The 14,522-nt window shown below is 66.0% G+C and carries 14 protein-coding genes; 4 read left to right on the forward strand and 10 right to left on the reverse strand.

Annotated elements, in window-relative coordinates; translation table 11 throughout:
• Positions 1-7: 7 nt before the first annotated feature.
• The 3 genes from AC1DX5_RS04100 to AC1DX5_RS04110 form a co-directional block, all read right to left on the reverse strand.
• Positions 8-517 carry a tetratricopeptide repeat protein gene (locus tag AC1DX5_RS04100; protein WP_465173413.1) on the reverse strand — a complete coding sequence of 170 codons (510 nt, stop codon included), beginning with the start codon at positions 515-517 and terminating at the stop codon, positions 8-10.
• 32 nt (positions 518-549) lie between these two features.
• Positions 550-1,725, reverse strand: coding sequence for an RsmB/NOP family class I SAM-dependent RNA methyltransferase (locus AC1DX5_RS04105; protein WP_478014290.1), 1,176 nt, complete (start codon positions 1,723-1,725; stop codon positions 550-552).
• Positions 1,726-1,796: 71 nt separating this feature from the next.
• The gene (locus tag AC1DX5_RS04110) at positions 1,797-4,385 is read right to left on the reverse strand and encodes a M1 family metallopeptidase (protein WP_478014291.1); all 2,589 of its coding nucleotides are present in this window, start codon (positions 4,383-4,385) and stop codon (positions 1,797-1,799) included.
• Between the two features lie 121 nt (positions 4,386-4,506).
• On the opposite strand from AC1DX5_RS04110, the gene AC1DX5_RS04115 reads away from it, so the two are divergent.
• A complete protein-coding gene (locus tag AC1DX5_RS04115) occupies positions 4,507-5,469 on the forward strand; it encodes an NAD(P)H-dependent flavin oxidoreductase (RefSeq protein WP_465173416.1) in 963 nt (320 codons plus the stop codon).
• A 39-nt stretch (positions 5,470-5,508) separates the two neighbouring features.
• Here AC1DX5_RS04115 and AC1DX5_RS04120 read toward each other — a convergent pair whose 3' ends face one another.
• From AC1DX5_RS04120 to AC1DX5_RS04140, 5 genes are read right to left on the reverse strand one after another with little or no spacing between them, the layout of a single operon-like run.
• Positions 5,509-7,824, reverse strand: a complete 2,316-nt coding sequence (locus AC1DX5_RS04120; protein WP_478014293.1) for a TonB-dependent receptor — start codon at positions 7,822-7,824, stop codon at positions 5,509-5,511.
• A 13-nt stretch (positions 7,825-7,837) separates the two neighbouring features.
• The gene (locus AC1DX5_RS04125; RefSeq protein WP_465176758.1) at positions 7,838-8,776 is read right to left on the reverse strand and encodes a FecR family protein; all 939 of its coding nucleotides are present in this window, start codon (positions 8,774-8,776) and stop codon (positions 7,838-7,840) included.
• Positions 8,766-9,323 carry an RNA polymerase sigma factor gene (locus AC1DX5_RS04130; RefSeq protein WP_465173419.1) on the reverse strand — a complete coding sequence of 186 codons (558 nt, stop codon included), beginning with the start codon at positions 9,321-9,323 and terminating at the stop codon, positions 8,766-8,768. Before AC1DX5_RS04130 ends, AC1DX5_RS04125 begins: the two co-directional genes overlap by 11 nt.
• 18 nt (positions 9,324-9,341) lie before the next feature.
• A complete protein-coding gene (locus tag AC1DX5_RS04135; RefSeq protein ID WP_478014294.1) occupies positions 9,342-10,145 on the reverse strand; it encodes a ChbG/HpnK family deacetylase in 804 nt (267 codons plus the stop codon).
• Positions 10,120-10,992: a glycosyltransferase family 2 protein gene (locus AC1DX5_RS04140; protein WP_465176760.1), complete on the reverse strand. Its 873-nt coding sequence runs from the start codon at positions 10,990-10,992 to the stop codon at positions 10,120-10,122. Before AC1DX5_RS04140 ends, AC1DX5_RS04135 begins: the two co-directional genes overlap by 26 nt.
• A 297-nt stretch (positions 10,993-11,289) precedes the next feature.
• Between AC1DX5_RS04140 and AC1DX5_RS04145 the strand changes: the two genes are divergently transcribed.
• Together AC1DX5_RS04145 and AC1DX5_RS04150 are read left to right on the forward strand one after the other, a co-directional pair.
• Positions 11,290-12,792 carry a hypothetical protein gene (locus AC1DX5_RS04145; protein ID WP_478014296.1) on the forward strand — a complete coding sequence of 501 codons (1,503 nt, stop codon included), beginning with the start codon at positions 11,290-11,292 and terminating at the stop codon, positions 12,790-12,792.
• 79 nt (positions 12,793-12,871) lie between these two features.
• Positions 12,872-13,390: a DUF2141 domain-containing protein gene (locus AC1DX5_RS04150; RefSeq protein WP_478014297.1), complete on the forward strand. Its 519-nt coding sequence runs from the start codon at positions 12,872-12,874 to the stop codon at positions 13,388-13,390.
• Between the two features lie 10 nt (positions 13,391-13,400).
• Here AC1DX5_RS04150 and AC1DX5_RS04155 read toward each other — a convergent pair whose 3' ends face one another.
• Positions 13,401-13,850, reverse strand: coding sequence for a DUF1465 family protein (locus tag AC1DX5_RS04155; RefSeq protein WP_465173424.1), 450 nt, complete (start codon positions 13,848-13,850; stop codon positions 13,401-13,403).
• 87 nt (positions 13,851-13,937) lie between these two features.
• Positions 13,938-14,135: a YdcH family protein gene (locus tag AC1DX5_RS04160; RefSeq protein ID WP_465173935.1), complete on the reverse strand. Its 198-nt coding sequence runs from the start codon at positions 14,133-14,135 to the stop codon at positions 13,938-13,940.
• A 176-nt stretch (positions 14,136-14,311) separates the two neighbouring features.
• On the opposite strand from AC1DX5_RS04160, the gene AC1DX5_RS04165 reads away from it, so the two are divergent.
• The gene (locus AC1DX5_RS04165) at positions 14,312-14,467 is read left to right on the forward strand and encodes a YdcH family protein (protein WP_465173425.1); all 156 of its coding nucleotides are present in this window, start codon (positions 14,312-14,314) and stop codon (positions 14,465-14,467) included.
• Positions 14,468-14,522 lie beyond the last annotated feature (55 nt).

A 14,522-nucleotide genomic window follows, 5' to 3' on the forward strand; every position in this document is an offset into this window, starting at 1 on the left:
AGAGGCTCTATTCCTTCGCCGCCGGCTTGGCCGAGGGCACCTCGACCGAAGCGGTCGCGATTGGCGGGCCCTTGGCGATCGTCGCGGCGAGAACAGTAGCGTCGGCGCAGCCGGCCTTGCCGCAGATGGTGCGGATCTTCGCGAGATTGTCCTTCGCCCGGGCGACGGCGCCCTTGGCGACGAGGGCCTCGCCCTGCCCCTTCAGCGCCGAGACGTCATTGGGCTCGAGCAGCAGCGCCTCGCGATAGAGGCGGATCGCCTTGCCCGGCAGCCCGCGCGCCTCGGCGACCTGGCCCAGGGTGACGAAGGCGACGCGGTTGCGCGGATCGACCGCCAGCGCGGATTCGAGCGAGTCAGTCGCCGCATCGAGATTGCCGGCAGCCTGCGCCGCCTTGCCCTTGGCGAGCAGCGCCATCGAGCGCGGGTCGATCTGATCGTCGGGGCGCTGGCCGTGCAGGGAAGTGGAGATCGCAAGAAGCGTCAGCGCAGCAGCGGCGGCGACGGACGAATAACGCATGATCAACTCCAGTCTCGGCACGATAGCTGTGGCTAGCATGCACGTTGCAGTCTTGCGACAAAAAACCCGTCCGTCGCATCATGCGCCGGGGTGAGCCGAACGCCCGCACCGTGCGTGCGGCCGGCCGGAAGCGTGAGCACGTCCGCCGTCCATTCGGGATGGTCGGCGAGAAAGACCGAGACCTGCCCAGCGCCTTCCTCATCGAGCAGCGAGCAGACGATATAGACCAGCGCGCCGCCTGGCTTGACCAAAGTGGCGCCAATTTCCAGGACATGACGCTGGGTGCGGGTGAGCCGCTCGATCCGCTCCGGCGTCAGGCGCCAGCGCGCCTCGGGATTGCGGCGCCAGGTGCCGGTGCCCGAACAGGGCGCGTCGATCAGCACGCAATCGGCACTCCCCGCCCAGTCGGACAGCATCTCCGCCTCATGGCCCGGGTTGAGCAGCCGGGTCTCCACGATCGTTGCGCCTGCGCGCGCCGCGCGCGGAGTCAGGCGGGAGAGACGCGCGCGATCGGTATCGGTCGCGAGCAGCACGCCTTCATTGCCCATCAGGGCGGCGAGCGCGAGCGTCTTGCCGCCGGCACCGGCGCAGAGATCGACGATGCGCATGCCCGGGATGGCGCTTGCCGCGAGGGTGACGATCTGGCTGCCGGCGTCCTGCACCTCGATCGCGCCGTCCCGATAGGCGTCGAGCGTCTCGATATTGGTGCCCGATGGCAGACGCAGGGCATCGGGCAGGCCCGGGATCGGTTCGGCGCCCTCAATCGGCCCGGGCGCGTCCTTGAGCCAGTTGATCCGGACATCGAGCGGCGCGCGGTCGATCAGGACGGGAAGCTCGTCGCCATCGACTCCCGACTCGCGCAGTTTCGTCAGGATCCAGTCGGGCGCGATGCCGGCGATTGCCGCCTGCTCGCTCGCGCCGATCGGTGCCGGGCCATGGCCGACGCCGTCGAACAGGGCCGCGATCTCCGGGTCGGTTTCCGCGAGCGCCAGCATGGCCGCGCGGCCGCTCGCCGGGCGCTCGCCCAGCCGACGGATCGCGGCATAGACCAGTTCGCGCACGGCGCGCCGGTCCTTGCTGCCGGCATAACGACGCTCGGCGAAATAGCGGGCGATCAGCGTATCCGCCGCCGCGCCGGAATCGCGGGCCGCGGCGACGATCGAATCAAGCAGATCGATCGCCGCCTGGACGCGGGCTGCTGGGGTCATCGGGTCACTCCTTCACGCCTCTATACAGGAAGAGACGATCGCGCGCCTTATTCCACACCAGCCGGGGCAGGTCAGTTCCCCGCGCCCACCCATTTCGCGACATCCGCGCGCACCCGATCGGCACCCTGCTTGCGCACCGCGATGGCGGAAAGCGCCTTGGCCGCGCCGCCACGCGATGCCTCGGGCAGGTTCTTCTCGGCAAAGGCCGTGATCTTGCCGGGCATGGCAGAGTCGTTCGAAGCCGTGCCCAGGCCGACGATGAAGCCGGCGCGGGTGCTGGTTTCCAGCAGGCCGTTGACCAGATCGATATTGGCCGCGGCGAAATCGAACGCCATTTCCGGGTGACGCGTTGCGACGGCCCGGATCAGCGCGGCCTTTTGCGGGGCGGTGAAGTCATCGGTCCTGAGCAGGCCGAGCGCACGCTGCGCCAGGGCGTCGTCGCGCGCATTGCCGAGCAGCCTGACATAGGTGTTCTTCTCCACCGGGTTCTTCTCTGCCTTGGCGAGGGCGAACAGCGCCTCCCATTCCGCGGGTGTGGCGTTCGCTGAATAGACACCGAGGATCGGCATGCGGATCGACGCCGGAATGGCATTGGGATCGGTTGCCAGCGCCGCCACATAAGTACGCGCCCTGGCCGCGACATCCGGATCACCGCTATGGCCGAGCCGCGCGACCAAGGTCTCGCGCAGGTTGGTGGTTAGCGGAGATTCGCCTGCCTGCGCGTCGAAGCCCACGCGCTTCATCACCGGCGACAGCACCTGGATGGTGCGCGCACGGAGTGGCGCTTCGAGCGGCGTGCCCTGGAACAGGGTGGTGAGCGCGCCGAGATTGCCGGCAACCACCGACCAGTCGAGCGGGCTCGCATCGACCGGCACGGCCGCCTGGAGCGCGAAATAGCGGTCGAGCGGCTGATCGCCACTCAGCCCGAGCGCATAATCATCGCCGAGCGTGCCAACCTGATCGGTCAGCGCCATCTTGCTGAAATCCCGAACGATCGCGGCATGGCCGGCATCGTCATACTGGACGCGTACATAACTGCCCTTGTCGCGATTGAGCACGAGCGTGCCGCAGCCCTGCACCGCGACGGTGGTCGGCGCTGCGCCCTGGACGATCGCGCTCGTCACAGTGCTGCCGATCGGGCCGAGCGTCAGCGGTACGCGCCAGGTCTGCGGCTTCTTCGATACCTCGTCATAACCGAACCGCCCCTGGGTCATGGTCGCCTGGGTGACGCCGCCCGCGCAGGTCGCGCCGGTCAGCTTCACCAGCGGTACGCCGCCCTGCAGGGTGAAATCATGCGCGATATCGACCACCGGTTTGCCCGCCGCCGCGCCCAGCTCCGTCCAGAGCTGGTTCGTCACCGTGTTCCCATATTTGTACTTCGCCATGTAGCTGCGGATGCCCTTGCGGAACACGTCGCCGCCAAGCGTCGACTCCATCATGCCGATGACGGCCTGGCCCTTCTGATAGGTGATGGTGTCGAACGCCTCGCCCAGCTCATCGACCGTCTCGACATGGCGGATGATCGGATGAGTCGCCGAGGTAGCGTCGAGGCCGATCGCCCCTTCGCGATCGAACGCCACCGCGCTCGCCTGTGCGTCCCAGGTCGGGTTCAGGTCGCGGCTGCTCTTGTTCTCCATCCACGAGGCGAAGCCCTCGTTGAGCCAGAGATCGTCCCACCAGGACATGGTGACGAGATCGCCGAACCATTGGTGCGCCATTTCATGCGCGACGACGGTGAAGATGCGTTCGCGCCGGCTCTGGGTCGCGCGCTTGGCATCGAACAGCAATTCGGGCTCGAAATAGAAGATCGCGCCCCAATTCTCCATCGCGCCGAAGAACTGGCTGGAGCCGGGGCCAGCGATCATATCGAGCTTGGGCAGCGGATAGGGTTGGCCGAAATAATCATTGTAATAGGCCAGCAGGCGTTTCGCCTCGGCCAGCGCATAGTCGCCCTGGTCGACCACGCCACGACGGGTGATGACGCCGATCTCGGTCTTGCCCGACATCACCGTCTTGCGCTCGACATCGCCCATGCCGAGGAACAGCAGGTAGCTCGACATGATCGGCGACTGCTGGAAGGTATATTTCTTCGTACCGTCAGTGAGGTTGGTCACCGTCGCGGCGGGCATGTTGGAAAAGGCGGTCTGGTTGCCCGGCGCAATCGCGCTGAGCGTGAACTTCGCCTTGAACGCGGGCTCGTCCCACATCGGCGCGAAGCGGCGCGCATCGGGTGCCTCGAACTGCGTCGCCAGCATGCGGGCGGCCGACCCATCCGGGTTGGTATAGTCGATCGCGAAGAACCCGGCGGACGTGGTGTTGATCTTGCCGTCCCAGGCAAAGCTCATGCTGTGCGTGCCGGCCTTGGCCGGCGCGGGCAATGTGACGGTGAGTTGCTGCTTCGTGTCGTCGATGGTGAAGGGCACATTCTTCCCGTCGAAGGTCACCTTGCCGAGCTTCAGTTCGGCCGCGTTGAGAATGATGGTGGTCGTCGCCTGCTTGACCTGGATCGTCACCGTCTCGGTGCCGCTGAAGGTCATCGCTTTGGCGTCGGGCTTGACCGTGATGTCATAGGCGATGGGAGCGACGGCAGCGGGGAGCTGGCCGACGGCGAGAGCGGGCGTGGAAACGCCGAGCAGCAGCGACGCGATAACGAATTTCATGAAAAAGGGACTCCGAAAGCAGATATAATGTATCCCGGTGTGTTGGCCTCATAAGGCATTGGCTGGTGAAGGCAAATCGCGCCTTGCTGGACAGTCATTTCAGTTGCGCTATGAAACGCAGATGAGCCTTCCGCCCCTGTTCGATCGTCTGCGGCTTCCCGTGATCGGGTCCCCGCTGTTCATCATCTCCGGCCCCGAACTGGTGATCGCCCAGTGCAAGGCGGGAATCGTCGGATCCTTCCCGGCGCTCAACGCCCGGCCGCAGGGCGTGCTCGACGAATGGCTTCATCGCATCACCGAAGAACTGGCGCAGCATAATCGCGACAATCCAGACCGGCCGGCTGCCCCCTTTGCGGTCAACCAGATCGTCCACCGCTCAAACGAGCGGCTCGAGGCGGATCTGGCGACCTGCGCCAAATGGCAGGTCCCGATCGTGATCACCTCGCTCGGCGCGCGCGAGGATCTCAACCAGGCAGTGCATGGCTGGGGCGGGATTACGCTGCATGACATCATCGATGACCGATTCGCGCGCAAAGCCATCGAAAAAGGCGCGGACGGCCTGATTGCCGTCGCAGCCGGCGCGGGCGGGCATGCCGGGCGGCTGTCGCCCTTCGCGATCGTCCAGGAAATCCGCCAATGGTTCGCCGGGCCTCTCGCGCTGTCGGGATCGATCGCGACGGGCGACGCGGTGCTGGCGGCACAGGCGATGGGCGCGGATCTCGCTTATATCGGATCGCCCTTCATCGCGACGGACGAGGCCAATGCGGAAGCCGGCTACAAGCAGGGCATCGTCGAGGGCAAGGCAGCCGATATCGTCTATTCGAACCTCTTCACCGGGGTGCACGGCAATTATCTCCGCGGATCAATCGTCGCGGCCGGCATGGATCCGGACAATTTGCCCGAGGGCGACCTGTCGACGATGAACTTCGGGGGCGGCAATGGCAGCAAGGCCAAGGCGTGGAAGGACATCTGGGGATCGGGCCAGGGCATCGGCGTGGTCGACCGCGTCGAATCGGTCGCGGTGCGGGTGGACCGGCTCGAGCGGGAATACCGGGCGGCGCGAACGCGGCTGGCACTCGCCTGACCAGGCCGGGAAGGATCGCCCTTCCCCAAAGGCCCCCTCCTACCAGTTGACCGCAATCCCCAGCCGGGCATTCAACGGGCGCAGCGGCGTCGTCTGGTCCCCTGTCCAGAGCGTGAAGGGGTTGCCGAACGCGAAGCGATTGGCCGACCGGTTCGTCGCATTGGCGATCGCCAGCGAGACCTCGATATTGCGCCACTTCACGCTGCCCGACAGGTCAAGGGTGACGTAATTGCCCTGTCGGACGTCAAGCAGATCGCCCATGCCGAGCGTCGACCAGCCGACATAGCCGAGCGTCCCCTCCGAGCGGAAGGTCAGGTCGCGGACGGGCCATTCATAGGACAGGCCCGCCCGCGCCGCGACGGGAGGCGTCTCGGGCAATCTGTTGATCGCGGTTGGCTGGGCACCGGTCACATCGTCGACGGTGTTGCGGGTATAGAGGAAGGTACCGGTAGCGTTCAGGCCGGGCAATGGAGTCCAGTCGACCATGCCTTCCGCCGTATAGATCTGGGCGTCGCCTAGATTGACCGTATAGGGCTGCCCGCGGCGATTGATCAGATCGGCCTGGGCGTCGCTCCAGCGCGCAGCCGAGATACTGCCGGAAAAGGTCACGCCCGTCTCGCCCGCACGCAGCCGGCGGACGCCGATCTCCCCGACCATGATCGAGTCCGCGCCATAGTCCGCGACGCGCCCGACACCGCGCGCAACCGCTAGGCCGCCGGTTCGATACCCGGTCTGGAAGCGCGCGAAGGCCGCGACCTGCGGCAGTATCAGCCAAGACATCGCGATGGTGGGGTCGATCCGCTGAGTCGAGCGCCCTTTCACAAAGGCATTCGACCTGGGCCTGCTGGACGGTTCGCCGTCGATCCGCGCCTCGGTCGCGCGTGCGCCGAGCGTCACCGAGAGATTCGGGCGAAGTGGAATCGTCGCCTCCGCGAAGGCCGACGCGGCGCGAGTCACGTTGGTGACGCCGATGATCGTCGCCTCGTTGCCAGGCGACCCGAGCGTGCGCGACAAGATGTCGCGATTGCTCAGCAGCGCGAATCCGGCCACCCAGGATCCGCCATTGCTCAGCGAACGGGACAGCCGCGTTTCCTGAGTCAGCAACAGCTTCGAATTGTCGAGGTCATAGCTTGCGGGGATGGAATAAGGCGGCACGCCGACGCTCGCGTCGAACATCTCGGACGTGTCGAGCGTCGCGATTCCGGAGGCCGACACCAGCCGCAATCCGGTGTCCCAGTCCTTCGTCAGGACCAGCCGGCCGAACAACAGGCGGCTGTGAAATGGCTGGGCGAGCAGGGAGCGTCGCGCGAACGGGCCCGCTGACCGCTCGGCATATTGGCCGTCCCGCGAATCGATCTGCTGGCCGGCGCCGCTCAGATCGACCCGCCATCCGTCGCCGACATCGACGCGGAGCGCCAGACGTCCGCCCAATGTATCGGTGCGGTTGATATTCGACAGGCCCCGGCCGCGATCGTCGATATAGCCGCCGTCGCGGATGCGGTATCCCACCGCGCGCACCCCGATCAGGTCCGTCTTGAGCGGCATATTCACCATGCCGGCGACGTCGAACCCGGCCTCTCCCCCATCAGTCGCCGTGACGCCGCCCGCCATCGACGCGTGAACAGCGGCCAGATCGACCGGATTCGACGTCAGGCGGATTACCCCTCCGATCGCACCGGCACCGTAAAGCGTGCCCTGCGGACCTTCCATCACGTCCACGCTGCGGATGTCGTACAACCGAAGCCCGGGGTCGGGCCCGGAATAGTTGAGCTGGACATCGTCGAGATAGATGCTCGCGGTGGACTGGCTGGCACCGTTGAAGCTGCTGTCGGCGATCCCGCGGATGAAGATCTTGTTCCGGCCCGCACCCAGTTGGGTGCTTTGCAGGACGGGGGTGATGACCGCCACATCGGCCATGTCCCCCACCTCGTTCGCCGACAAGGTGGACGTGCCCGTGATGGAGGTCAGGCTGCCCGGGTAGCGCAGCAGCGGCACGCGCTGCTTGCTTGCCGTGACGACGATATCGGCAGGATCCGCCGGCGGCACGATCGGCACCGGCCGGATGCGCCGGGCCATCGGCGGCGGCGCACGCACGATCCGATAGCCGCCGCCACTGACCCGCACCGCGCGATAGCCTGTGTCCGCGAGCAGGCGCCTCAGCGCGGTCCGCACCGACATCGTTCCGTGCAAGGCAGGCGTCCGGATCGCCCGCAACCCGGCCTCGGTACTGATGATCTCGGCATTCGTCTCATGCGCCAGCGCGGTCAGCGCCTTGTCGAGCGAGGTCGCCGGCACCGAAATGGACAGGTCACGCGCCGCCGCCGGTATCGGCATGCCCGTCGCTGCGAGCAGCAATACTGTACTCAGCCTAGCGCGAAGGCGTCGCGTCGCCCGCCAATATCCACCGCTGTCCGTCACGCCGCCAATTTGCCCCGATCAGGCCGGCCAGATGGGGTATGTCCCGATCGGCGGCTCCCGTAAGCCGGACCATGCCGGTAAACGGCCGTTGCGACAAGCTGCCCTCCAGGACGACCTGGGTCGCGTAGAGACGATGGATGGTCGCAAAAACATTGCCGAGCGGTTCGCCGTCGAAACTCAGTGCACCGCTGCGCCAGCCCCCGACCGACCCGGGCGATATCTTTGCCCTGGTCATCGTGCCCCTCTTCTCGCGGACGACCAGGGCGTCCCCCGGTGCAAGTTCGACCGATTCGCGACCGGGCTGGAACAATACCGACCCCGAAGACACTTCGACCGAGAGCCGGTCGCCATCGCGCGCGAGGTTGAAGACGGTGCCCAGGTCGCGGACGGTCAGGTCGCCCGACGTCACCGTGAACGGATTGGCGGGGTCATGCCGGACGTGCCACGTCGCCTCGCCTCTTTCGAGGTCGACGAAGCGCGGCCGGCTGCGGTCGAGTCGCAGGCGCGTGCCACCGCTCATTTCGATCCGCGTACCATCCGTCAGCTGCAGCGTGCGACGCTCGCCGGCGCTGGTCGCGACGGTATAGGTGGAGGGTGCGGCGGGCATGACGAGAGGTGTGAGCACGGCCAGGGCAGCGGCGGCGGCAGCGATGCCGCCGACGGTCCAGGGCCAGCGGCGTGCCGGCGATCGGTCGTTCGCTGCCTCGGCCGGGAAATCGATCCGGTCGACCAGGCGCTGCTCCGCCGCGACTCGATCATAGGCCATGGCGTGCGCCGGGCTCGTTTCCAGCCACGTCACGAACGCCTCCCAGTCGCGGTCCGACATCTCCGTCTGGCGGAGATGCCATGCGATCGCCTGGTCGATGATAATGGACTCGTCACCCTGCACGGTTCGTGCCCCTTTCCCCGGATAGACGATATGGCAGCACGATATCCACACCAAGCGGCTCGAGCCGATCGTGAATTTGGCGATAGGCGCGCTGCAGCAGCTTCTCCACGCCGCTGACGGTGATACCCAGTTCGTCGGCGATGGCGCGTTGCGACCGGCCCTCGATCCGGAATCGGTGGAGCGCGATCCGCATCCTCTCGGGCATGGCGTCGATCGCTGCCGCGACCGTCTTCAACTGATCGCTGGCGATCAACGCCCGCTCCGCGTCGGGCAGGTCATCCGCGCCGGGCTGGCTGCCAAGCCAGGCGGCATCCCGCGCGCCGCGCCGGCCCGCCGCGATGCGGCGATCGGTGGCCAGGTTCGCGGCGATCCGATAGAGGAAAGCCTTGGGCTGGGCGACGGGACGGTCGGCGAGTTGGTCGATGCGCAGCCACATATCCTGCAGCGCGTCTTCGGCATCATCGCCATTGCCCAGGCGCGCGACCAGCAGCCGCAGCAGCATCGGCCGCTGTTCGAGGAAAATGGCCCTGAGACCGCCGTCAGCCACTGTCGATCCGACCCTTGATCAGGCCGGAAACGCCAGCCCGCCGGCAGCAGCCATGTCCGCGATCGACCATGCGCGCAAGGCCGCAGCCTCACGCACGCGTGCGGAGGCTATGTCATCTTCGGCGCGAGCGCCCCGCCCGGGGTGACACATGACCAGATGCACTGGCCCAGGCCTTCTCAGAAATTGCGGAAAGAAGTCATCATAATTCTTTGAAAAATCATAATGTCCGGCGAAGCTGTCATTGCAGCGCAGACCGTGCCTCGCGGCGTCTCGCCTCAGACCGAGCGAGTGCCACGCGCTGCCGAGCGCCTTGCCGAGGAACGGACGGGCCATCATCGCCACAAGGCTGTCCGTGCAGCAGCGAATCCAGGCGTCCGGTGCGCGCAGCGCGGTTTCCTCGAGAACGATATCGCGGATACCCGGCAACGCATGAACATGCTGATGGCCATCGACAAAGGCCGGTGAGCGACCCATCGCCTGAACGAACGCGTCGAATTGCGCGCGGATCTCCTGCGTTATCTCGTCGAGCGGCGCCGTGCCCGACCGCGCACGCCGCGCGAGATCCCCAAGCGACGGCAGGTGACCTCGAGGCGCTAGCACCGGCATCGCCGTAAGCGGCTTTTCGCCCGTCAGCGTGAGGTGCAGGCCGATTTCGACATGATCGGGCACGTCGCGCAACAGTTCGGCGTCCGTCGCCCAACCGGGCATGACCGCCATGCAGCTGATGGCGTTGAGCTTGCCCGTCTGGGCCAGTTCGGCAATCGTCAGGCTTACCTCGCGCGAAAACGCGAAGTCGTCAGAACACAGGATTAGTCGTGGCAAAAATCGCCCCTTCCATGTCCTGATAGCGCCGTTCGCGAATATGGTGGCTGAGCAGATGGCGGTGCCGCAAGCGGCGTCCCAGAAAACGATAGAAGAACCAGTCTCCAGCCCAGGGAGCGGTTGCCGCATAAGTGAGCCGCTCGACCAGAGTCCAGCGGATCGAAGCGCGGTCCCGTTCCCGTAGCGACGGCACACACCACAGATCGTGCGAATAGCGCATCGATCCGAACTTCATCACGCGGTGAATGATCTCATGATCCTCGAGCACATAATTCCAGCGTTCCGGGTCGAAGCCCCCGGCCGCGCGCAACACGGTGGTGCGAAACACCTGACCGGCGCCGCCGGTATGGCATTGGCGCGGCAACAGCCTGGCCGCGCCGTTGATCTTGCGCCCCATCGCCGCGATGTCGCTCGGCATCGCATCGCGCGTCACGAAGAAGGCACCCGCGACAACGCACCCTTCCTCGCCCAGCAAGCGTTCCGCCTCGGCGAGATAATGCGGCGGATAGAGGGTGTCGGCGTCACAGGTGGCGACGAACCGGGACCGCACCCAGCCGAGACCGGTGCGAAGCGCGGCGACCTTGCCCGGTTCGCGTTCGGTAAGCAGCATATAGTCGAGTGCCAGCCGGTCGCACGCCGCGCGCGCGATCTCGGCGCCGCCGTCCGTCGATCCGTTGTCGACAAGAACCAGCCTGAAGGGACGGGTCTGTTCCGCCAGGCTGGCAATGGTATCGGCCAGGAAATCGCGTTCGTTGAAAAAGGGAATCAGGACGGTCCATGACAGCGCGGATCGCCCGGCGACTGGTGCTGCCTGGGCGGTGCGAGCCGAGACGAGATTGAAATACATGCGTGCATCCATCGAAACCGGGAAGGTTCGATCGATCGACGCCAGCCGAGGCACTGTGCGACCACCCTCCCCCGGATGCTCGCGAACCTCGCCCTGGCACCAACCGGTCCCCCCGATCACAAGACGACATGATCACGCGCCACCCTCACCAGGCACGTGCAGAAAAATCGGCGAGAATGCCGGTGCCGCCAGCCCGCCGGGGCTGTTTCGGAGACGATGCGCGATGATATTTCCGCACCATCACGGAAAAAATATGCCGAATGACGCGACGCGAACTTCCGCCTAATTGGACTTTCCGTGACGACGGAATATTTCGGATCCGCGGCGATCGATCGCGACACGCCCGGTGCCGGCACGTGGTTTCCTCGGTTGAATCCGTTCCTGCTCGTCGCGCTGCTGCTGGCGGTTGCGATCGCGCTGCGCGGCCGCGATTTCGGCAATCCGGCCATTCATGTCGACGAGCAATATTATCTCCTCGTCGGCGACCGGATGCTGGGTGGGGCGATTCCCTATGTCGATCTGTGGGATCGCAAGCCGGTCGGCCTGTTCCTGATCTTCGCGGCGATCAGGCTGTTACCCGGCGACGGCATCCTGGCCTATCAGATCGTCGCCACCCTGTTCGCCACGGCCACCGCGTGGCTGGTGGTAGTGGGAGGCAGGCGGCTGGGCGCGACGCCAGGTGGTTCGTTCGCCGCGGCGATCGGCTATCTCATCTGGCTGTCGCTGCTCAGCGGGCGCGGCGGGCAATCGCCGGTGTTCTACAATCTGTTCGTCGCCGGCGCGGCCGTGCTGACGCTCGGACTGCCGGATCTCGCCGCCCGTTGCGCGCGGCGCGCCATCATCCTGAACGGCATGGCCGCCTGTCTGCTCGCCGGCCTTGCGATCCAGACCAAATATACGCCAGTCGTGGAGGGCGCCTATTTCGGGGCCGCCCACCTCTGGTATCTTCGCCGCGCCGGCGGAAGCTGGCCCGCGCTCGGCGCTGCCGGATTGCTCTGGGCATCTCTCGGCATCCTGCCGACCGCCCTGGTCATGGTCGATTTCGCCCTGCGCGGGCCTGCCGTGTTTCAGGCGTTCCTGTTTTCCAACTTTTATTCGGTGGCACTGCGCCAATCCTATCCCGCCGTGAAGATCGTCGCCCGGCTGGCCGGGACGACCGCGCAACTCTCGCCGTTCATCGTCTGTGCCGTGCTCTCCTGGCGGACTCGGCCGCGGGATGCGGTCAAGCTGCTGGCGTTCGGATGGCTGGCGGCCGCACTGATCGCCTTCGCGATGATCGGCGCGTTCTTCGATCATTATGCCCTCCCGCTGATGGCGCCGCTGGCGATCATCGCCGCGCCCGTGCTGGGGCGACACCGCCTTGCGCTCGCGGGCACGCTCGGAGCGGGGCTCGTCCTGTTCACGTGCCGCGTCGCGCTGCAACCGACCGACGAAGCATCGGTGCGCGCGGTGGCACGCATCATGACGGCGCAGGGCACCGGCGAATGCCCCTATGTGTTCGCGGGCGATTCGATCCTCTACCACCTGTCGCACGCCTGCATCCCGACGGCGTACGCCTTCCCGTCGACGCTTGCCTATCAGGCCGAACAGGGTTCGACCGGCATCGACGAGGCAGCGGAAGTCCGGCGGATCATGGCTGGCCGCCCGCCGGTGGTCGTCACCATGGATCAGCCGCTCGCGCCCTGGAATGCCGAAAGCGAACGCATCGTCGCGACCGCGCTGGCGCGCGATTACCGCCTTGCCCTCGCGGCGCCGCGCGGGACCGGTCATTTGCTCGTCTACCGCCGTCTGACACGGTGAATGCGCGATCGCGGGGTGCGGATCATGGCGCGGTGCGACGTCTATGCAGGCATTTCCTCAACGGTCGGACACGTCTTTCATGACGCCAACTCCCTTTGCCAGTGTCGTATTTGCCCTGGCCGTGGCAATTCCTTCGGCGCTGGGCGCCGAAATGGTCGGTGAGGATGCGCCCTTCTGCACTGCCGGCCATGGCCCCGCGATCCAGGTGAATGTGCTGGGCCTGAAGGACCGCGTCGGGGAGATCTGGCTGGAACTCTATCCGGCCACCCAGGCCGATTTCCTGCGCCCCGACGAATCGCTCGTCGCCGAAGGCAGGGTATTCCGTCGCACCCGATCCCGAACGCCCGCGTCGGGCGAGGTCGCGATCTGCGTGCGTGTCCCCCATCCCGGTCGCTATTCGTTGATGCTGCGGCACAACCGCGTCGGCAGGGACAAATTCTCGATCTGGAGCGATGGCGCGGGCGTCGCCGCCAACCGGTCGCTGGGGCGCGCGAGGCCGACGTTCGAGCAGGCAGCGGTCAACGTCGGTCCCGGCGTCACCGTGGTCAGTATCAAGGTCCAGTATTTGCGCGGCCTGGGGTTTTCGCCACTGAATTAGGCGATGCGGGTCAGAATGCCGCCGCCAGGCGCTCCAGCATAGACCGGGCCGGGCTCTCCGCGGCATCATTGGCCGCCTGGGCCTGATCGAGCCGCTCGACGCGGCGATAGAGATCGTTGCTTGCCTCGATCAACCCCTGCGCAAAGGGCGGCATCGCTTCGACCGCGTCGCGTTCGCTGATCGGCGCGGTGCCGAGGCGCCGCGACGGATCGAGTGCATCGCGGGGCGCCATCTCGCCCGCATCGACCGCCCGTTGAGTCAGCAGCCAGGCGATGACGTGCATCAGCCGCGTGGTGACCTTGAGCGACTCGCAGGAAAAGGAAACGCGCGCCATCGGATCGAGCTGGTCGCGTTCCGCCTTGCCGCCCTCGTCGAAATAACCGCGCGCCTCGTCGGCCAGCACCATCGCGTCGATGTACAGCGTGTCGATCAGCCGACGATGAATGCGGGGTTCGCTCATGTTCCTCCGGTCACGCTCACACTAGCCGTCATAATGGCGACGTCAACGACTCCGGGCTGGTGACGTCAGCGCCCGAGTCGCGGCGACTCAGGCGATGATATCGGGAATCATCTGGTCCTCGAGCATGGCGATTTCATCGCGCAGGCGCAGCTTTCGTTTCTTGAGGCGCGCGACCTGCAACTGATCGGTCGAGCCCGTCATCAGCAAGGCCGCGATCGCTGAATCGAGATCGCGATGCTCGATACGCAGGATTTCCAGACGCTTGGCGATTTGCGTGTCGTCCATGGTTTCCCCGTTCACACCACTGCCCTTAGCAAATTGCACGGGACCCGCGAGCCGCAAAAACAAGCTGTCGCGCAAATACCTTCGGCATGTCGATTATGTCCAAAAATATGGAAGACAATCGGGGGCGAGCGTGTTCTACTCCCAACCCCGCCCAGCAATGTAGGAGGAACGCTTCCATGCAGACCGCGCATTTTTCGGCCCTTGAGGCCAAGCATGCCGTGCTCGATCGAAAGATCTGTGCCGAGTCGCAGCGCCCATTGCCGGACTTCGTGACCCTCGCGGCGCTCAAGAAGCAGAAACTGCGCCTGAAAGAGGAAATGTCCGAACTCTAGGTGCCTGGTGCCTCGCGCGGGGTTGCCCGTGTGAGGCGTCCGCGCCTTGCATCGA

Source organism: Sphingomonas sp. P2_B6, from assembly GCF_056404755.1.